Annotated in this window: 20 protein-coding genes; 12 read left to right on the top strand and 8 right to left on the bottom strand. The window is 60.2% G+C overall.

Annotated features, from left to right (window positions below):
* The first annotated feature begins 6 nt into the window (after positions 1–6).
* Together guaA and ACX3VQ_RS05700 are read left to right on the top strand one after the other, a co-directional pair.
* Complete coding sequence (gene guaA, locus ACX3VQ_RS05705; protein ID WP_462579951.1) at positions 7–1,581, top strand: glutamine-hydrolyzing GMP synthase; 1,575 nt, start codon at positions 7–9, stop codon at positions 1,579–1,581.
* Positions 1,582–1,750: 169 nt separating this feature from the next.
* The gene (locus tag ACX3VQ_RS05700; protein ID WP_462571063.1) at positions 1,751–2,725 is read left to right on the top strand and encodes an NAD(P)H-dependent flavin oxidoreductase; all 975 of its coding nucleotides are present in this window, start codon (positions 1,751–1,753) and stop codon (positions 2,723–2,725) included.
* 57 nt (positions 2,726–2,782) lie between these two features.
* Here ACX3VQ_RS05700 and ACX3VQ_RS05695 read toward each other — a convergent pair whose 3' ends face one another.
* Both ACX3VQ_RS05695 and ACX3VQ_RS05690 read right to left on the bottom strand, forming a co-directional pair.
* The gene (locus ACX3VQ_RS05695) at positions 2,783–3,238 is read right to left on the bottom strand and encodes a hypothetical protein (protein ID WP_462579950.1); all 456 of its coding nucleotides are present in this window, start codon (positions 3,236–3,238) and stop codon (positions 2,783–2,785) included.
* Positions 3,239–3,329: 91 nt separating this feature from the next.
* Positions 3,330–3,584 (bottom strand): zinc-finger domain-containing protein, encoded by a 255-nt coding sequence (locus ACX3VQ_RS05690; protein WP_462579949.1) that lies wholly within the window; start codon positions 3,582–3,584, stop codon positions 3,330–3,332.
* Between the two features lie 88 nt (positions 3,585–3,672).
* Between ACX3VQ_RS05690 and ACX3VQ_RS05685 the strand changes: the two genes are divergently transcribed.
* Genes ACX3VQ_RS05685 through ACX3VQ_RS05670 form a run of 4 tightly spaced genes read left to right on the top strand, consistent with a single transcriptional unit; the run spans position 3,673 to position 7,073 of the window.
* Positions 3,673–4,608 (top strand): ABC transporter ATP-binding protein, encoded by a 936-nt coding sequence (locus ACX3VQ_RS05685; protein WP_462579948.1) that lies wholly within the window; start codon positions 3,673–3,675, stop codon positions 4,606–4,608.
* The gene (locus ACX3VQ_RS05680; RefSeq protein ID WP_462579947.1) at positions 4,605–4,769 is read left to right on the top strand and encodes a hypothetical protein; all 165 of its coding nucleotides are present in this window, start codon (positions 4,605–4,607) and stop codon (positions 4,767–4,769) included. The genes ACX3VQ_RS05685 and ACX3VQ_RS05680 overlap by 4 nt, the downstream gene beginning before the upstream one ends.
* Entirely contained in the window at positions 4,766–6,352 is a 1,587-nt protein-coding gene (gene nadB, locus ACX3VQ_RS05675) for an L-aspartate oxidase (RefSeq protein ID WP_462579946.1), read from the top strand. Before ACX3VQ_RS05680 ends, nadB begins: the two co-directional genes overlap by 4 nt.
* Positions 6,353–6,374: 22 nt before the next feature.
* Positions 6,375–7,073 (top strand): VIT1/CCC1 transporter family protein, encoded by a 699-nt coding sequence (locus ACX3VQ_RS05670; protein WP_462579945.1) that lies wholly within the window; start codon positions 6,375–6,377, stop codon positions 7,071–7,073.
* 17 nt (positions 7,074–7,090) lie between these two features.
* Here ACX3VQ_RS05670 and ACX3VQ_RS05665 read toward each other — a convergent pair whose 3' ends face one another.
* Entirely contained in the window at positions 7,091–7,477 is a 387-nt protein-coding gene (locus ACX3VQ_RS05665; RefSeq protein ID WP_462579944.1) for a DUF6768 family protein, read from the bottom strand.
* Positions 7,474–8,022 (bottom strand): RNA polymerase sigma factor, encoded by a 549-nt coding sequence (locus tag ACX3VQ_RS05660; RefSeq protein ID WP_462579943.1) that lies wholly within the window; start codon positions 8,020–8,022, stop codon positions 7,474–7,476. The genes ACX3VQ_RS05665 and ACX3VQ_RS05660 overlap by 4 nt, the downstream gene beginning before the upstream one ends.
* A gap of 135 nt (positions 8,023–8,157) precedes the next feature.
* Between ACX3VQ_RS05660 and ACX3VQ_RS05655 the strand changes: the two genes are divergently transcribed.
* Complete coding sequence (locus tag ACX3VQ_RS05655) at positions 8,158–9,045, top strand: alpha/beta fold hydrolase (RefSeq protein ID WP_462579942.1); 888 nt, start codon at positions 8,158–8,160, stop codon at positions 9,043–9,045.
* Between the two features lie 24 nt (positions 9,046–9,069).
* On the opposite strand, the gene nrtS is transcribed toward ACX3VQ_RS05655, so the two are convergent.
* Positions 9,070–9,291: a nitrate/nitrite transporter NrtS gene (nrtS, locus tag ACX3VQ_RS05650; RefSeq protein WP_462580694.1), complete on the bottom strand. Its 222-nt coding sequence runs from the start codon at positions 9,289–9,291 to the stop codon at positions 9,070–9,072.
* Positions 9,292–9,811: 520 nt separating this feature from the next.
* Between nrtS and ACX3VQ_RS05645 the strand changes: the two genes are divergently transcribed.
* A complete protein-coding gene (locus ACX3VQ_RS05645; protein ID WP_462580692.1) occupies positions 9,812–11,860 on the top strand; it encodes a ribonucleoside-diphosphate reductase subunit alpha in 2,049 nt (682 codons plus the stop codon).
* 7 nt (positions 11,861–11,867) lie between these two features.
* Positions 11,868–12,137, top strand: a complete 270-nt coding sequence (locus tag ACX3VQ_RS05640; RefSeq protein ID WP_462571073.1) for a hypothetical protein — start codon at positions 11,868–11,870, stop codon at positions 12,135–12,137.
* A 159-nt stretch (positions 12,138–12,296) separates the two neighbouring features.
* Here ACX3VQ_RS05640 and ACX3VQ_RS05635 read toward each other — a convergent pair whose 3' ends face one another.
* Positions 12,297–12,539, bottom strand: a complete 243-nt coding sequence (locus ACX3VQ_RS05635) for a DUF2171 domain-containing protein (protein WP_462571074.1) — start codon at positions 12,537–12,539, stop codon at positions 12,297–12,299.
* Between the two features lie 195 nt (positions 12,540–12,734).
* Between ACX3VQ_RS05635 and ACX3VQ_RS05630 the strand changes: the two genes are divergently transcribed.
* Entirely contained in the window at positions 12,735–13,025 is a 291-nt protein-coding gene (locus ACX3VQ_RS05630) for a hypothetical protein (RefSeq protein WP_462571075.1), read from the top strand.
* Positions 13,026–13,051: 26 nt separating this feature from the next.
* Here the strand turns inward: ACX3VQ_RS05630 and ACX3VQ_RS05625 are convergent, their stop codons facing one another.
* The gene (locus ACX3VQ_RS05625) at positions 13,052–14,320 is read right to left on the bottom strand and encodes a GGDEF domain-containing protein (RefSeq protein ID WP_462579941.1); all 1,269 of its coding nucleotides are present in this window, start codon (positions 14,318–14,320) and stop codon (positions 13,052–13,054) included.
* A 304-nt stretch (positions 14,321–14,624) separates the two neighbouring features.
* Between ACX3VQ_RS05625 and ACX3VQ_RS05620 the strand changes: the two genes are divergently transcribed.
* Positions 14,625–15,689: a ribonucleotide-diphosphate reductase subunit beta gene (locus ACX3VQ_RS05620; RefSeq protein WP_462571077.1), complete on the top strand. Its 1,065-nt coding sequence runs from the start codon at positions 14,625–14,627 to the stop codon at positions 15,687–15,689.
* Between the two features lie 6 nt (positions 15,690–15,695).
* Entirely contained in the window at positions 15,696–17,390 is a 1,695-nt protein-coding gene (locus ACX3VQ_RS05615; RefSeq protein ID WP_462579940.1) for an ATP-dependent nuclease, read from the top strand.
* Positions 17,391–17,603: 213 nt separating this feature from the next.
* Here the strand turns inward: ACX3VQ_RS05615 and ACX3VQ_RS05610 are convergent, their stop codons facing one another.
* On the bottom strand, positions 17,604–17,834 hold the full coding sequence (locus ACX3VQ_RS05610) for a DUF559 domain-containing protein (protein WP_462579939.1): 231 nt from the start codon (positions 17,832–17,834) through the stop codon (positions 17,604–17,606).
* Positions 17,835–17,992: the final 158 nt, after the last annotated feature.

Below are 17,992 nucleotides of genomic sequence, written 5' to 3'. Positions count from 1 at the left end.
GCGGCCATGGACCCTACGCATCTCCCCGATTCCATCCTGATCGTCGATTTCGGCAGCCAGGTAACCCAGCTGATCGCGCGCCGCGTGCGCGAGGCGGGAGTCTATTCCGAGATCGCTCCCTTCTCCGCGGCGGAAGAGGCATTCCACCGGATGAAGCCCAAGGGCATCATCCTGTCGGGCAGTCCGGCAAGCGTATGCGACGAAGGCAGCCCGCGTGCGCCGCAGGTGCTGTTTGATTCCGGCTTGCCGATCCTGGGCATCTGCTACGGCCAGCAGGTGATGAGCCAGCAGCTTGGCGGCGAGGTCCGCCCCGGGCACGAGACAGGGGAGGGCGGCGAATTTGGCCGTGCCTTCCTCACCGTGACCAAATCATGCGCGCTGTTCGACGGTTTGTGGAGCGAAGGCGAGCGCCACCAGGTGTGGATGAGCCACGGCGACAAGGTAACCCGATTCGCCCCCGGCTTCGAGATCGTCGCCACCAGCGACGGTGCACCCTTCGCGGTCATCGCGGACGAGGCGCGAAAATATTACGGCACGCAGTTCCACCCCGAGGTGGTCCACACCCCCGATGGGGCCAGGCTGATCGCCAATTTCGTGCATAGGGTGTGCGGGCTGGCGGGCGACTGGACCATGGCCGCCTATCGCGAAACCAAGGTGGCTGAGATCCGCGAACAGGTCGGATCTGGCCGCGTGATTTGCGGCCTGTCAGGCGGGGTCGACAGCTCGGTCGCAGCAATCCTGATTCACGAGGCGGTGGGCGACCAGCTCACCTGCGTATTCGTCGATCATGGCCTGCTGCGCCTCAATGAGCGCGAACAGGTCGAAAGCCTGTTCCGCGATCATTACAACATCCCGCTGGTGGTGGTGGATGCGGAAGAGCGTTTCATGGCGGGGCTTGCCGGCGTCACCGACCCGGAAAAGAAACGCAAGTTCATCGGCGCCGAATTCATCGCCGTGTTCGAGGAAGAGGCGAACAAGCTGGGCGGGGCGGATTTCCTGGCGCAGGGCACGCTTTATCCCGATGTGATCGAAAGCGTCAGCTTCACTGGCGGGCCGTCGGTCACGATCAAGAGCCATCACAATGTCGGTGGCCTGCCCGAGCGGATGAACATGAAGCTGGTCGAGCCCTTGCGCGAATTGTTCAAGGACGAGGTGCGCGAATTGGGCCGCGAACTGGGCCTGAACGAGCAGTTCGTCGGCCGCCATCCCTTCCCCGGGCCAGGCCTTGCCATCCGCATTCCGGGCGAAGTCACGCAAGAGCGCTGCGACATCCTGCGCAAGGCCGATGCGATCTATCTCGACGAAATCCGCAAGGCCGGGCTTTACGATGCGATCTGGCAGGCCTTTGCCGTGCTGCTGCCGGTCAAGACGGTGGGCGTGATGGGCGATTACCGCACCTATGACAGCGTGTGTGCCTTGCGCGCGGTGACCAGCACTGACGGCATGACCGCCGATGTCTATCCTTTCGACGCGGGATTTCTTACGGGCTGCGCCACCCGCATCGTCAACGAGGTGCAGGGCATCAACCGCGTGGTCTATGACTATACCAGCAAGCCGCCGGGCACGATCGAGTGGGAGTGAATGAGGCGGCGCAGATCATGCGCTGCACTCCCGCTACGGACTGCGAGGACAGGACACAGCGCGGCACCTGACGCTACGGTATCATCACCTAACCAAAACGGAGCTTGCGCGGCGGCGCGCGATCCGCAATCCCTGTATGAAACCAGCCAGCGCAGGGGAGATTCCAGCCATGAAAACCGCCATCACCGAAATGTTCGGCATCAAGCACCCGATCATCCAGGGGGGCATGCATTTCGTCGGCTTTGCCGAGCTGGCGGCTGCGGTCAGCAACGCGGGCGGGCTGGGCATCATCACCGGGCTGACCCAGGGCACGCCCGAAAAGCTCGCCAATGAAATCGCGAAGTGCCGCGACATGACCGACAAGCCGTTCGGCGTGAACCTCACCTTCCTGCCCAGCCTCACCCCGCCCGACTATCCCGGCCTGGTCAAGGCGATCATCGACGGGGGCGTGAAAGTGGTCGAGACGGCCGGGCGCAACCCGGTGCAGGTCATGCCCGCGCTGAAGGATGCCGGGATCAAGGTGATCCACAAATGCACCAGCGTGCGCCATTCGCTGAAGGCGCAGGAGATCGGCTGCGACGCAGTTTCTGTCGACGGGTTCGAATGCGGCGGCCATCCGGGCGAGGATGACATTCCCAACTTCATCCTGCTGCCGCGCGCGGCGGACGAACTGGAGATCCCCTTCGTCTCATCGGGCGGCATGGCCGACGGGCGCAGCCTGATCGCCAGCCTGGCGATGGGCGCGGAGGGCATGAACATGGGCACGCGCTTCATCGCCACCAAGGAAGCGCCGGTGCATGAGAATGTGAAGCAGGCGATCGTCGCCGCGAGCGAACTCGACACAAGGCTGGTGATGCGTCCGCTGCGCAATACCGAGCGGGTGATGACGAACGATGCAGTCGAGCAATTGCTGCGGACCGAAAAGGAAAAGGGCGACGACCTGAAGTTCGAGGATATCATCGAACAGGTCGCGGGCGTCTATCCGCGGATCATGATGGAAGGCGACATGGATGCAGGCGCGTGGAGCTGCGGCATGGTGGCGGGCCTGATCCATGACATCCCCACTTGCCAGGAACTGATCGACCGGATCATGAGCGAGGCCGATGCCATCATCGCCCGGTTGAACAGGCTGCAGGCCGGGTGACCTGTCGGCAGCCCTGACCTGCCGTGATCAGGGCCGTCGTTCGGTCAGGTCTGGAGTCTAGCCTTCACCGGCTCCAGCGTCATCGGCCCTGGTGTAGGGGATGAAATCGTCGAAGAACACGGCGCCGCTGAAGAAGCCGCTGGTTCGATCGACGGTGGTCACATTATCAAGCCGGCACAATTGCGAGCCGGTGAATGTCTTGAGGACCAGGATATCGTCATCATCGATATCTTGTGGGTGTTTGGTGCGCTGCACGTAAATCGTGTTGCCCCGGCCATAGACATAGGCGGTATCATCGATCACGCGCAGGCTCTGGTTGGGATAGTTGCTGATACAGCTCACAGGCTCGCCTGCCACGCGGCCTTCGAGCAGCTGGGCAAGCTCCTTTTCGCCCTTGGTCAATTCCTGCTGGTCTGCGGAATCCTGCCCAGGCTCGTCACTTGCGAATACCGGGGCGGCCAGCACACCGGAAAATGCTGCGGCGATCAGGGCGGGGCGAAAGAATCGGGTCATAGCTGGACTCCTCTCAAGGTATCTTCCTTGCAGCCAATATAACGCGCGATGCTGAACCGGTGATGAGCGGGAAGTGACCAATAAGTCAGGCTTATTGCGGGCTTGCGCCTTCGGAAATATCGGGCAATTTCGCATGGTCCGCGCCATCGGCAGGGCCGCCCTTCAATACAAAACGCCGGTCGCAATAGCCGCAATCGACATAGCCATGCTCGTCGATTTCGAGATAGATCCTGGGGTGGCCAAGCGCAGCAGGGCGATAATTCTCGCCCCCGCGAATGGCGCTGGCACCATCGCAACTGACGCGCGCTGTCTCGACTGTGATAACTTCGGGCGGTGCAATGTTCATGGGTTTGCCGATAATCGGATCGCTGCGGATTCGCAACTGGTGACGAAGGGCTTTGCAGTGCACAGGGATTGGCATTAGTGCGGCGTCCATGAGCACACCGCCCGCCATTTCGATCCGCGACCTCAGAAAAACCTACGCCGGGGTGAAAGGCGAACCGGGCAAGGAAGCGCTCAAGGGCGTAAGCTTCGATGTGCCGCAGGGCGAGATTTTCGGCCTGCTTGGCCCCAATGGGGCGGGCAAATCAACCTTGATCAATATCCTTGCCGGGATGGTGATGAAGAGCGGCGGCAGCGCGGAAATCTGGGGCTTCGATATCGACGAGCACCGCCGCAATGCCAGCCGCTCGATCGGGATCGTACCGCAGGAAATCGTGTTCGATCCTTTCTTCACCCCGTTCGAAGTGCTGGAAAACCAGGGCGGGTTTTACGGCATTGCCAAGCATCTGCGGCGCAGCGAGGAACTGCTCGAAGCGGTGCGTTTGACAGACAAGCGCGATGCCTATGCCCGTACGCTGTCAGGCGGGATGAAGCGGCGCCTGCTGGTGGCCAAGGCGATGGTCCATTCGCCGCCGATCCTGGTGCTTGACGAGCCGACGGCCGGGGTCGATGTCGAATTGCGCAAGCAGCTGTGGGAACTGGTCACGCAGCTCAATAATGATGGCGTCACTATCGTGCTGACCACGCATTATCTGGAAGAAGCCGAGCAGTTGTGTGACCAGATCGCGATCATCAACCATGGCGAGCTGATCGCGAAGAAGCCGACTCGCGAACTCATCAACATGGCTCGCGAGAAGATCGTGCGCGTGACCGTTGACCGGGATCTGGCGGGGCCAGTGGTGGAAGAAGGCTTCCACAAGGTCGAATTGATCGAGCCGCGCGTGCTGGAGATTACTTATGACCGCGACCAAGCCAACGCCGGGCAAGTGCTCGCCAAGGTCCAGTCGCATGGCTATACAATCGAGGATGTGACAACGCGCGAGCCCGACCTCGAAGACGTGTTCGTGCAACTGACGGGCGCGCAATGAATGCGTTCTACGACACGATCGGGGTCGGTTACGCCAATCTGCGCCGTCCCGACCCCCGCATTGCCGCCCAAATCCACGCCGCGCTGGGCGATGCGCAAACAGTGCTCAATGTCGGGGCGGGTGACATGGGCTATCGGCTGGTGATAGCGCGCAAGCCATGACGCAAGTGACGCATGATGTCCTGATAATCGGTTCCGGTGCCGCCGGGCTTACTGCCGCGCTCGAACTGGCGCAGGTGAAAAAGGTGCTGGTGCTGGCCAAGGGCTCGCTCACCGGTGGCAGCACCGCCTGGGCACAGGGCGGCATCGCCGCAGTGCTGGATACGGGCGACACATTCGAGAACCATATCCGTGACACCATGGTGGCGGGTGCGGGGCTAAACCGGCGCGAAACTGTGGAGTTCGTGATCGAGAACGCACCGCGATCGATCGCCCGGCTGGCGGATCTGGGCGTGCCCTTCAACACCGAGGGCGAGAATCTGCACCTCACCCGCGAGGGTGGGCATAGCCATCGCCGTATCGTCCATGTTGCCGATGCCACCGGCTGGGCGGTGCAGGACGCCTTGCTCAGGGCGGCCCAGGCCAATCCCAACATCACGCTGCTGCCGGGCCGCAGTTGCATCGACCTGATCACTGGCAGGCACGGCGAGCGTTTTTCGGGCGATGGCAGGGTGTGGGGCGCCTATGCGCTCGACGAAGCGACCGGCAAGGTCGAACGGCATGTGGCGCGCGCTACCGTGCTGGCGGCGGGCGGCGCGGGCCGCGTCTACCAGTTCAGCACCGCCCCGCGCGGCGCGACCGGTGACGGGATCGCCATGGCCTGGCGCGCGGGCTGCCGCGTCTCCAACATGGAAATGATGCAGTTTCACCCCACTTGTCTGTACAATCTCGAGGTCAAGAATTTCCTCATCACCGAGGCGGTGCGCGGCGAAGGCGGGCATTTGCTCCACCCCGAAACCGGGCACCGGTTCATGGCCGATTACGACCCGGAACGGATGGAACTGGCCCCGCGCGATGTGGTGGCGCGCGCGATCGACGACCAGATCAAGCGTTATGGCCTCGATTATGTCCATCTCGACATTTCGCACCAGCCGCCCGAATTCGTTCGCGCGCATTTCCCGACCATTCACGAGAAGCTGATCGGCCTCGGCATCGACATGACCACAGGGCCGATCCCCGTGGTCCCGGCGCAGCATTACACCTGCGGCGGGGTGCTGGTGGGGCTTGACGCGCGCACCGATTTGCCAGGCCTGTGGGCAGCCGGCGAATGCACCGAATCAGGGCTGCATGGGGCCAACCGGCTGGCTTCGAACAGCCTGCTTGAATGCTTCGTGTTCGGCGAGGCGGCGGCGAAAGACATCCTGGCCCGCTGGGACGAACTCGGCGCCCCGCCCCCGATCCGCGAGTGGGATGAAAGCCGCGTGACCGATTCCGACGAGGAAGTGGTGATCAAGCAGACCTGGACCGAGATTCGCCGCTTCATGTGGAACTATGTCGGGATCGTGCGCACCACAAAGCGGCTGGAACGCGCGGCGCACCGTATCGCCCTGCTGCGCAAGGAGGTGCATGATTATTACAGCGCCTTTCGCGTCACCACCGACCTCATCGAACTGCGAAACCTGATCGAAGCGGCCGACCTGATCGTCACTTCAGCGCTCCGCCGCCATGAAAGCCGGGGCTTGCACTATACGCTCGACTATCCCGAAACGGCGGAGGTAGCGCGCGATACCGTGCTTGTGCCTTAAGGGGCATGCACAGGAGAACATTATGAGCCGACTGCACGTTGAAAGCCACAACATCGAGCGCATCGGCTGGCTGCGCGCCGCCGTGCTCGGCGCCAATGACGGGATCGTTTCGACCGCCAGTCTGATCGTTGGCGTGGCCGCTGCAGCGGCCGGGCGGGAGGAAGTGCTGCTGGCTGGCATTGCCGGGCTTGTGGCAGGCGCCCTCTCGATGGCGGCGGGCGAATATGTTTCGGTCAGCTCGCAGGCCGATACCGAGAATGCCGACATCGCCCGCGAGACAGCTGAGCTCGCTACCCAGCCAGAGGCCGAGCTGGCCGAGCTGACCGGTATTTATGTCGGGCGCGGGCTCGAACCCGGTCTGGCGCGGCAGGTTGCCGAACAGCTCACTGCTCATGACGCCATGGCCGCTCATCGGCGAGATGAGCTGGGGCTCTCGGATGCGACCGCTGCCCGTCCGCTGCAGGCGGCATTCGCTTCGGCATTCACTTTCTCGATCGGCGCGGCCTTGCCGCTGCTGGTAGTACTGCTTCTGCCAACAGACGCCCTGACCATCGGAGTCGGGGCCACTTCGCTGGTTGCGCTCGCCGTGCTCGGCATTTTCAGTGGCCGCGCTGGGGGCGCTCCGGTTCTGCGGTCGGTCGCGCGCGTGGTGTTCTGGGGCGCGCTGGCGATGGCGGTGACGGCAGCGGTGGGCAGGTTGTTCGGCGCAGTTGTGGCCTAGGACCTGCCCAGGGCAGTTCACCTTTTTGCGTTGGCACGCGCGATTTGCAGTTCGACCCGCTTCAGTTCGCGCAGAACGCGGTTGGTTTGCAGGCTGGGCCACAGCGCCAGCTTGAGCATGCCCGCCATGATCAGCAGCACCGCGGAAGGCATTCCCCAGCGCAGCGCCTCGAGCGTTTCGTTGGCCTGGAAGAATTGCACCGCGCAATAGACAGCAGCGATGAACATCACGGTCTGCCAGAACATCATCAGCCAGCTTACCCAGCCCAGCCTGCCGCCGAACAGGCCGTGGATCTGGCTGAGATAGCCCGGTTCCTCGCCGATCTGGCGCAGCAATTCGCGCTCCTCGGCATCGAGGGTCTCATCAATCATCGCATCAAGCGAATCATTCATTTTGGTGCTCATTGGTGTTCTCCTTCCAGTATCGCGCGCAATTTGCGGCGGGCATTCATCAGTCGTGTCTTGACCGTGCCGACCGGCACAGCGAGCGCGACCGCAACCTCGGCCACGCGCAATTCCTCGAAATGGTAGAGAGCAATCGCAGCACGCTCCCCTGCAGGTAACTGGCGGATCGCCGCCTGAAGCCTGCCAGGCTGCGATGGCTCCTCCGGCTCGATGCTCGCTTCGCGCGGTTCGCTCGACCACGCCTGTGCCAGCCTGCGGCGGGCCACGGCATGGCCGATCTCGCCTGCGCAAGCCCGCGACGTGATCCGGTAAGCCCAGGCGGGGAATGCGCGCGGATCCTTCAGCCGGGCGATCCCCTTGACGATTGCTGCCCAGGCCAGCTGGACCGCATCCATCGCCAACTCGCGCTCGCCAGTCAGGCGCAGCGCATGCGCGACGAGTTTCGGGTGCCAGCGCCGCGCCAGCTGACCAAACGCCTCGCGGCTGCCCGTCTGCGCGCTCGCAACCAGATATTCGTCAAGGAGGCGGGCGGTAGATTGCATCATGTCCTCGCTTCTGCCGTTCACCAGTATAGTGGGCGTGAAGGCCAATCCGGTTCATCGTGAGGGCAAAAATTCCGCTTCGCCCTTGTCGCAAGCGCGCCAATATGGCCAAAGCAGCGAGTACCACAGGAGGAAAGCTTGCCAGAAATCACCGCCAACGGAATTACCATCCATTACGATACCCATGGCGATCCGTCGCACCCGCCAATATTGCTGGTGATGGGGCTGGGCGCGCAGATGACATTCTGGCCGATCGAATTGGTCGAGGCGCTGGCAGGCCGCGGTTTCCACGTGATCCGCTATGACAATCGCGACATCGGCCTGAGCCACAAGTTTCACGGCGAAAAAGTGCCCGGCATGATCTGGCATATGATCCGCAAGCGCTTCGGTTTTCCGCCCAAGGTTCCTTATTCGCTTAGCGATATGGCGGCAGACGGGATCGGTGTGCTTGATGCGCTTGGAATCGAGCGCGCGCATATTGTCGGCGCTTCGATGGGCGGGATGATCGCGCAATTGATGGCTATCGAGCATCCGCAACGCGTCCTCAGCCTCACCTCCATCTTTTCGACCACGGGCCATCACAAGCTTCCGCAGGCCGACAAGGCGGCGATAGAGGCGCTGACCAAGCGACCGGCATCAGAGGAAGAAGAAGTGCTGGTTGAACACGGCATGATGGTGGCGACTGCAATTGGCAGCCCGGGCTTCAGGCCAGACCCCAAGAACCTGCGTGAGCGGGTGACGGGATATGTTCGCCGTTCCGTTTATCCCGAGGGGCTGTTCCGCCAAATGGCGGCGATCATCGATGATGGGGACCGGACCGAACGTTTGAAGTCCGTAAACGCGCCCGCGCTGGTTCTGCATGGCGAGGATGATCCCCTGGTCAAGGTGGCATGCGGCCATGCAACTGCGGCCGCAATTCCCGGCGCCAGAATCAAGACCATTCCCGGCTGGGGCCACGATCTGCCGGTGGAGCTGGTCGATCCGATTGCCAATGCGATTGCCGAACATGCGCAGGCGGCAGGCTAGGGTGAGGCAGCCAGGGCCCTGACCCTAGTAGTCGCGCATGGCCAGCGCAGAATAGGCACCATAGCTGGCGACCAGGAACGGCACGAGATAAGTCAGCGCAACTTTCCAGATCACCGGCTGCTGGCCGGCCATGATAAGATCGCCCTGGTTGATGGCCGTAAGCAGGGTGCCGATAATCAATGCGACCTTCAACGAACGCCGCAAGACGGGGCCGGTAAGGCATGTTCTCAAGGCAATGCGATTCATCTTGTTCACGCTTTCGAGGGCAGTCGTCGGATTCGAAAATTGCGTGCCCGGATTCGAAAGATTCACAAGTCCTGTAAACCCGTTTTGCCCGCAAAAATTTTTTCCCAGATTCATTTTGGGGCTTGCGCTGCACGCCAGCCAAGGATTTCCCATGCGTCGCGGCGTTGCAGCAAGGCAATACACCTTGCCTCCGGGTCGCTCAAACATGGTGAATCGGTATTTACCCTCTTGCGCCGGACTCGCCTCTGATTCAGTATCTAGTGGTACATGGCGCAGGGGCACCTACTAGACCTAGTCATTTTAGCCGCAGTTCCCATATCTGCGGATTAAGAGAGGATTCGGTCTTCCGCGGGGAAACGCGCAGGTTCTGTGGGCAAAAAGGGGAAAACTATTTCCCCCTTGGGCCCGCGAAATTGCTAGGTGGGAGCGATCCCGCCGATTCGAACACAAGCGGAACATCGCCATTCAAGGGGCGGGTGCCGCGAGAGGATCAAACGGGCGAACGGAAGCGGGGCAAATGATGGATTTCAGGACTGGCGACGAGGCGACATTGGGGCTGGATCACGGCACGGAAGATACGAACGAAACGGAAGCCGGGGCAGCCGCAAAAAAGGGCCAGCCAGCCCGCGAAAAAGGTAAGGCCAAGGCAGTGGCGATGGAAACCGAAGACAAGGGCAGCGAAGAACTGGTTGCACAGAAGGCCGGCGAAGCCCTGGCCGGTGCGATGGCTGCCGCCGCCAAGTCTGCCGCACAGGTGGACAGCAAGAAGGTCAATGACCGCCGCTTCACCGTCATTACGGACGAAACGCGTGACGCCAATCTGACCGAATTCGGCAAGGAAACCCTGATTGACCGCTACCTGTTGCCAGGCGAGAATTTCCAGGACCTGTTCGCGCGTGTGGCCGATGCCTATGCCGATGATCAGGAACATGCCCAGCGGCTTTATGACTATATTTCGCGCCTGTGGTTCATGCCCGCCACCCCCGTCCTTTCCAATGGCGGCACCAATCGCGGCCTGCCAATCAGCTGTTACCTGAACTCGGTCGAGGACAGCCTTGAAGGCATTGTCGGCACATGGAACGAGAATGTCTGGCTTGCTTCCAAGGGCGGCGGCATCGGCACCTATTGGGGCAATGTGCGCGGCATTGGCGAGCCGGTGGGCCTGAACGGCAAGACCAGCGGCATCATCCCCTTCGTGCGGGTGATGGATTCGCTGACGCTGGCAATCTCGCAAGGTTCGCTGCGGCGCGGTTCGGCCGCCTGCTATATCGATATCGCGCACCCGGAGATCGAGGAGTTCCTGGAGATCCGCAAGCCATCGGGGGATTTCAACCGCAAGGCGCTCAATCTGCATCACGGCGTGCTGCTGACCGATGAATTCATGGAAGCGGTGCGTTCGGGCAGCGAGTTCGAGCTGAAATCGCCGCGCGATGGCAGCGTGCGCGGCAAGGTTGACGCGCGCAGCCTGTTCCAGAAACTGGTTGAAACCCGGCTGGCTACCGGTGAGCCCTATATCGTCTTTTCCGACACGGTGAACCGGATGATGCCCAAGCATCACCGCGAGCTGGGCCTCAAGGTCTCGACTTCGAACCTGTGCAGCGAAATCACCCTGCCCACCGGGATTGACCATCTTGGCAATGACCGCACGGCGGTGTGCTGCCTCAGCTCACTCAACCTTGAAAAGTGGGACGAGTGGTCGACCGAGAAGGATTTCATCGAGGACGTGATGCGCTTCCTCGACAATGTCCTGCAGGACTATATCGACCGTGCGCCGGATGAGATGTCGCGCGCCAAATATTCCGCCAGCCGCGAACGCAGCGTGGGCCTGGGCGTGATGGGCTTCCACTCCTTCCTGCAAATGAAGCAGATCGGCTTCGAAAGCCCGATGGCCAAGGTGTGGAACCTGAAAATGTTCAAGCACATCCAGGGCAAGGCATCCGAGGCTTCCATGCTGCTGGCGCATGAACGCGGCGCCTGCCCCGATGCCAAGGAAATGGGCGCGATGGAGCGCTTCAGCTGCAAGATGGCGATCGCGCCAACCGCGTCGATCAGTATCATCTGCGGCGGCACCAGCGCCTGCATCGAACCGATCCCGGCCAATATCTACACCCACAAGACATTGTCGGGCAGCTTCATCGTCAAGAACCCCTATCTGGAGAAAATCCTGCGCGAGAAGAGCAAGGATTCGACCCAGGTGTGGAACTCGATCCTGGAAAAGGGGGGCTCGGTCCAGCATCTCGATTTCCTCTCGGTAGAGGAAAAGGCGGTGTTCAAGACCAGCTTCGAAATCGACCAGCGCTGGCTGCTCGAATTCGCGGCCGATCGCACGCCCTATATCGATCAGGCGCAGTCGCTGAACCTGTTCATCCCGGCCGATGTCGACAAGTGGGACCTGATGATGCTGCACTTCCAGGCGTGGGAGAAGGGCATCAAGTCGCTCTATTACCTGCGCTCGAAATCGGTCCAGCGCGCGGGCTTTGCCGGCGGGGTGGAGGCGGACAACACCGCCGAGGCCGCAGTGTATCAATTGCCGACGACCGATTACGACGAGTGCCTGGCCTGCCAGTGAGGGGGCATTGAACAGCGCGGGGATCATCGGGATCGCTGCTTTGGGACTGATCGCGGTCGGCTGGAGCCTCTACGAATTCTTCGTCAGTGCCCAGCGATTTATTGCCCCGGACAATGCAGATCGCGATGTAATCAATCGGGATCTTGGCGAAGGCACGCCTGAAGCGCAGGCAGAACTGGAAAAACGCTTCGGTCCGGACAGCCATTGGTATGATTTGCGCACCGGACTTGTTGGACTGCTTGGCATGGTTGTATTGATCTGGATATGGCTGGGATGACCATTCGCCGGCTTGCCGTTGTGGCTTATTCCTCGCCCTCGCCGCACCGCTCTTTGCGCTCGCCCACGTAAAACCCCGGTCTCGCGCATATCGGGGGACAGGCGAAACCGGGGCAGCTGCCTGCGGCCTTGCGGCGCGGCAGACTTGGTCAGGTTGAAGCTAGAGGCCGACCGAGGCCTTGTTCCCTAGCCCGATTGGAATCTTCGCGTCTTCCTTCAGGTAAACGCGGTTCTCCTCAATCTTGTCGACATCCGCGAGCGGCAGCACGTGGTGCTTGCCGTCCATGCTGTCAGACTTGGTCAGCCGGATCATCTCATCCTTTACCTCGTCGACCGTGCCGACGTGGCGGCCCTTGGCGTCGCTGACTTCCATATGTTCCTTGATGCGTAGCTTCTCGAACATGTTTTTCCTCCTTTTTTGAGTTGGTTACATGTCATCAACGGGTGAGCGGGCGGATCGGTCCTCGTCTCACCCCGCCTCAGCCACGGCTCGTGGCGAAGGGCGGCAAATGCGCTGTTTTCGCACGACGATCGCAATCTCTTGTGCCGGATGAAGGCAGCGAATAGGATCGGATCACACCGCCCTGGGAGCCGTGCCATGACCAGACCCGTTCGTATCCTGACCCTGTCGGCAGCCTTGCTGCTACTGTCTGCCTGCGCTTCGCAGCTCGACGCGGGCGTGGCCAGTGGGCCCGAAGTGCCCGGCTTCTGGTGGGGGCTGTGGCATGGGTTCGTGTTCCCCTTCGCCTGGATCGGTTCGCTGTTCGATTCAGGCATCGCCGTTTATGCCGTGCCCAACACCGGCGGCTGGTATGATTTCGGCTTCTTTCTCGGCATCACCGTGCTGGGAGGGGGCAGCTGGTTCAGCTCGAAACGGGCGAAACGATAGCGGCCCCAACCATTGCGGCTGGCCATTCAGGCCTTCCGTCCCGAAGCATTCGCATGAGGTAAAGCTGCGGACTGATCGCTCACCTCGACGATCTCGACCCGGTTCCGCCCGGCGCGCTTGGCGCTATAAAGCGCAACATCGGCCGCCTCGATCATGTCCTCAAGCTCGAGCGTTGTATCGGCTGCGACCAGCGCCATCCCGATGCTGGTGGTGATCAGCGGCCTTGACGTGTCGCGAACCGGCACCAGCATCTCTTCGATCGCTGCCCGCATGGTTTCGGCCAGCCTCACAGCCTCCCCGGGCTCGCGCTCGCGCACGGCGGCGATGAACTCTTCCCCGCCGTAGCGGGCCAGCACACCGTATTCGCGCGGGAATACGGCCTGCAACTGGGCCGCCGCCATCGCCAGGCAGCGGTCACCGGCCTGGTGGCCGTGGCGATCGTTGAACGCCTTGAAGTGATCGAGATCGATCATCATCACTGCCAGCTTTCCCGGCCAGGCCCGATCGGGCCGCCGCCCCTCCAGCCGTTCGGACACGACGCGTTCGAACTTGCGCCGGTTGGGCATGCCGGTGAGCGGATCCTGTTCCGACAATTGGCGCAGCATTTCGTTGTTCTGCTCCAGCTCGTGCCGCGTCAGATCGTCGCGCATGTCGAGCAGGATCGAGCGCGCCCTGACATTCCAGTGCTGCCGCGCGATTGCCCAGGCGGGGATGCCGATCAATGCAGTGAAGATGATATGGAGCCCCAGTTCACCCGGCGGCAGCGCATTGGGCCACAGCCCGGCGATCGAGGTTGCCAGCCCGAATATCAGCGCGAACCGCTTGATCTCCTGCGGGGGGCAGGGCAGCGCCAGGCACGCCAGCCCGAGGAGGAAACTGGTCGCCATGGTATAGCGCGACATGATCTCGGGCGAGCTGAAACTGGCCAGATGGATGGCCAGCACGCCCACGCCGACAAGCGAAAGCGCGATCACCAGCTTGATCTTTCTGACATCGCCCGAGCGCAGCACGAACAGGCCGAACAGCGCCAACGGCAAGGAGGTGAGCAAGCGCCAGGCAATGGCGACATCGGCCTTTTGCGGCACCGCGATTATGTCCCACATCAGCGCTATTGCGCTGATCGCCAGCCCCACCAGCAAATGATAGCGCAGCAGCACGAATTCGTTGCCGCTCTGATGGCTTGCCAGCGCCTCTTTGAGTTCGGGCGACCATGCGTCAAAGTCGGTGCGGCGCAGCAGTGCCGCATCAAGCTCTTCGCGCAATGTGAAGCTGTGAGGAGGGGGATTCGCTGACATAACCCCCAAAAGTTAGCCGAAAGGCCGTTAATCATCTCCTAAAGCACGGTTTTTGCAGGATTTCCGCGGCACACGATGGTTAACACCACCCTCCTTCGGCCGGAAAAGGGTTAACGCCGATATAAGGGGGGCGAATCAGTGGCTGATCCGGGCTTTTGGGCTGCCCACGCCGCAGCGCGATTCGCCTGCTCCGCCCGACTCGAAAAAAGCACGGCTTATCCCCGCCCAATCGTGCCTGCTTGCCTTCGAATTGCCACCATGATTCCCTATATTGACGTTTGTACTGATTCACGGAGGCCACAAGATGTCGTTGCTCGAAGCTCGTAAGACCTACAAGCCCTTTGAATACCCCTGGGCTTACGAGTTCTGGAAACGCCAGCAGCAGATCCACTGGATGCCCGAGGAAGTTCCCCTGGGCGAGGATTGCCGTGACTGGGCGCAGAAGATCACCGATCACGAGCGCAATCTGCTCACCCAGATCTTCCGTTTCTTCACCCAGGCCGATGTCGAGGTGCAGGATTGCTATCACGACAAATACGGCCGCGTGTTCAAGCCGACCGAGATCAAGATGATGCTGACCGCGTTCAGCAACATGGAGACGGTGCACATCGCCGCCTATTCGCATCTGCTTGACACCATCGGCATGCCCGAAAGCGAATATTCCGCCTTCCTCGAATATGAGGAAATGAAGGACAAGCACGATTATTTGCAGCTGTTCGGCGTTGATACCGACGAGGATATCGCCCGCACCCTGGCGGTGTTCGGCGGCTTCACCGAAGGGATGCAGCTGTTCGCCAGTTTTGCCATGCTGATGAACTTCCCGCGCTTCAACAAGATGAAGGGCATGGGCCAGATCGTGAGCTGGAGCGTGCGCGACGAAAGCCTGCACTGCGAAGGGATCGTGCGGCTGTTCCACGAATTCGTGCGCGAGCGCGATTGCTACACCAAGGCGGTGAAGGAAGACATCATCGACATCTGCCAGAAATCGGTGCGGCTGGAGGATAATTTCATCGATCTCGCCTTCGAGATGGGGCCGGTTTCCGGCATGACCGCGAAGGAGATCAAGAAATACATCCGCTATATCGCGGACTGGCGGCTGGGCCAGCTGGGCCTGCAGCCGATCTATATGATCGATGATCACCCGCTGCCCTGGCTCGCCCCGCTATTGAACGGGGTCGAGCACGCCAATTTCTTCGAACAGCGCGCTACCGAATATTCCAAGGCTGCGACCAAGGGTGATTGGAACACTGTCTGGGCCAGCTTCGACAAGCGCCAGAAGGCGAAAGCCGCGAATGAGGAAGAGGCTGTTGATGACGGGCCGGACATGTTCGGGGATGCTGGTGGTGAGGGCGCGCAGGCGGCGGAGTAGAGGGCTTTGCATCTTAAGCGCTTTAAGGTTCGCAATTATCGAAGTATTAAGTCAACTCCACTGATAAGTGTAGCGACTAATCTAACGATTATCGGGCCAAACAATGAGGGCAAATCCAATTTGGTGCGCGCTTTAGTCACCGGCCTGGAGTTGCTTGAAGAGCACGCTTCGGGGCCTGGACGCCTAGGCGTCCCACGCCGTTCTATGATCTCTCGCAGCCGTCAGTACGAATGGACGCGGGATTTTCCGATCGACCAACAAGAAAAGTTGGATCTGAAGACGGAATTTAAATTGGAGTTTCATCTCGAGGAAAGTGATCGCGACGAATTCTATTCGGAAATCCAAAGCCACATTAATCACCACTTGCCCATAACCATCAGGATCGGCCGAAATGGCATCCCGGAGTTTGAGGTCAATAAACCCGGAAAGGGCTATAAGGCGCTGACTGGGAAGTCTTCCGATATCGCTGCGTTTGTTGGTAGCAAGCTGTCTATTAACTACATCCCGGCGGTCCGCACTGCGGACCACTCCGCGAGATCTGTCGAACGCTTAGTATCTTCCGCCTTACGTGGAGTCGAAAGGACTGAAGCTTACCAGCAAGCGATGAAGACGATTGACGACCTTCAGCGCCCAGTATTGGAGCAGCTCGAAAGTAGGCTGAAAGGTTCCTTAGAAACTTTCGTTCCATCGATTAGCGATGTGAGCCTACAGATCAGTGGTGACCGCCGGCACTTAATGCGTTCAGTTGAGATTGGTATCGATGATGGCCGCTTGACGCCGTTGGCAAGCAAGGGCGACGGAATTATCAGTCTTGTCGGAATGGCGTTGCTATCGAGAATCGATAGCTTAGCAAGTGACGGCATCAACCTAATTTTGGCTATCGAGGAGCCGGAATCCCACCTCCATCCAAGAGCTATTCACAACATACGCGCCATTCTCGACCAATTGGGCGGCGAGGTCCAAGTAATTATCACTACCCATTCACCTTCGCTTGCTAACCGTCTCAATGTGGAAGAGAATATTATCGTAAGGGATAGTCAGGCCAGACCAGCAGCGGATATCTCGGAGATTCGCGATGTTCTTGGGGTCCGTGTGTCGGACAACCTCACTAACTCACGACTCAGCATAGTTTGCGAAGGTAAAAACGACGACCAAGCCTTGACTCGATTGCTCTGCGATTTGGCTCCAGAACTTCAGTTGCCACTCAAGAACGGCGAAGTGGCGTTTAGTGGATTGGGAGGTGGAGGAAACCTTTCCTACTCTGTAAATTCAATTCAAAACTCAATTTGCGAACCGGTCTGTTTTCTGGATGACGACAAGTCAGGACGCACCGCCTTCCAAACCGCCTGTGATGATGGCCTTCTTTCTGAACAAGATGCAGTTTTTGCAAAGCGGCTTGGCAAGGATGAGTCGGAATTCGAAGACCTGTTAAGAGACGATCTAGTCGAGGAATACCTCAAGGATGAGCACAAAGTCACTCTTGAGAATCTTCCTGCTGGGCTGAAGAAAAAGAAATTCTCAGTCAGACTTAAAGGCGCATTTGATCAGAGCGGGCGAATTTGGAATGAGGGCGTAAAGGCCAAAGTGAAATCAGACTTGAGTGCGATTTGCGCTCGTAAAGGTATTGTTGCGATAGAGGAAAATCGAAAGGGTCCGCTCCGCGCGCTCGCTGCTCTCGTTTCAGAAAGGCTTAACGGCTAAAATTCGGAATTCCGGGGACAGTATACCTAATTCCCCACGCAAAGGCGTGAAGAACCGCGCGGCGCGTTCCTTAGCGCCTTCGCGTGAACCCGCTCCGTCACCCCGGCGAAGGCCGGGGCCCAGCGAGAAAACAAGCGTGGCACTGCGTTGCTCTGGATTCCCGCGTTCAGCCTGCGGCTGTGCTTCGCAACCGTGGGAATAACGAAGTGCGCCCTAACACCCGCCCGGCAGCACAAGCGAATACCACACATGCGCGCTGAGCATCGCGCACCAGCCTAGTCCCCCTCCCGCAAGCGGGAGGGACCGAAGCCTGCCGATCTCTTCGCAGATGCAGGTAGCGACACCTTCGACATTTCCGAGCACGTCAGCATTGGTGAAGCGAACAACCCGATACCCGTTCTCCACCATCCACTTGCCGCGAGCAAAATTGCTGCTTTTGCCCACCCGGACTGCGATGGAGCCGCGCAGGGGAAAGGTTAATTTTCATTCACTATAAAATTACTCGGAATCAGAAAAATGTGTTGCAATTTAGGTATTTACTTTGTGAGTCTGGTGTGATTAACCGCGCACCGCGGGGGGGCTGAATCGTCAGCGACCGCAAC

Source organism: Altererythrobacter chaiwopuensis (assembly GCF_054957735.1).
Note: the sequence above shows the minus strand (reverse complement) of the source record. Positions and strands in the feature narration are given on the sequence as shown.

Coding starts and splice junctions, on each gene's coding strand:
- guaA (WP_462579951.1), top strand. CDS start 7: ATGGACCCTACGCATCTCCCCGATTCCATCCTGATCGTCGATTTCGGC.
- ACX3VQ_RS05700 (WP_462571063.1), top strand. CDS start 1,751: ATGAAAACCGCCATCACCGAAATGTTCGGCATCAAGCACCCGATCATC.
- ACX3VQ_RS05695 (WP_462579950.1), bottom strand. CDS start 3,238: ATGACCCGATTCTTTCGCCCCGCCCTGATCGCCGCAGCATTTTCCGGT.
- ACX3VQ_RS05690 (WP_462579949.1), bottom strand. CDS start 3,584: ATGAACATTGCACCGCCCGAAGTTATCACAGTCGAGACAGCGCGCGTC.
- ACX3VQ_RS05685 (WP_462579948.1), top strand. CDS start 3,673: ATGAGCACACCGCCCGCCATTTCGATCCGCGACCTCAGAAAAACCTAC.
- ACX3VQ_RS05680 (WP_462579947.1), top strand. CDS start 4,605: ATGAATGCGTTCTACGACACGATCGGGGTCGGTTACGCCAATCTGCGC.
- nadB (WP_462579946.1), top strand. CDS start 4,766: ATGACGCAAGTGACGCATGATGTCCTGATAATCGGTTCCGGTGCCGCC.
- ACX3VQ_RS05670 (WP_462579945.1), top strand. CDS start 6,375: ATGAGCCGACTGCACGTTGAAAGCCACAACATCGAGCGCATCGGCTGG.
- ACX3VQ_RS05665 (WP_462579944.1), bottom strand. CDS start 7,477: ATGAGCACCAAAATGAATGATTCGCTTGATGCGATGATTGATGAGACC.
- ACX3VQ_RS05660 (WP_462579943.1), bottom strand. CDS start 8,022: ATGATGCAATCTACCGCCCGCCTCCTTGACGAATATCTGGTTGCGAGC.
- nrtS (WP_462580694.1), bottom strand. CDS start 9,291: ATGAATCGCATTGCCTTGAGAACATGCCTTACCGGCCCCGTCTTGCGG.
- ACX3VQ_RS05645 (WP_462580692.1), top strand. CDS start 9,812: ATGGATTTCAGGACTGGCGACGAGGCGACATTGGGGCTGGATCACGGC.
- ACX3VQ_RS05635 (WP_462571074.1), bottom strand. CDS start 12,539: ATGTTCGAGAAGCTACGCATCAAGGAACATATGGAAGTCAGCGACGCC.
- ACX3VQ_RS05630 (WP_462571075.1), top strand. CDS start 12,735: ATGACCAGACCCGTTCGTATCCTGACCCTGTCGGCAGCCTTGCTGCTA.
- ACX3VQ_RS05625 (WP_462579941.1), bottom strand. CDS start 14,320: ATGTCAGCGAATCCCCCTCCTCACAGCTTCACATTGCGCGAAGAGCTT.
- ACX3VQ_RS05620 (WP_462571077.1), top strand. CDS start 14,625: ATGTCGTTGCTCGAAGCTCGTAAGACCTACAAGCCCTTTGAATACCCC.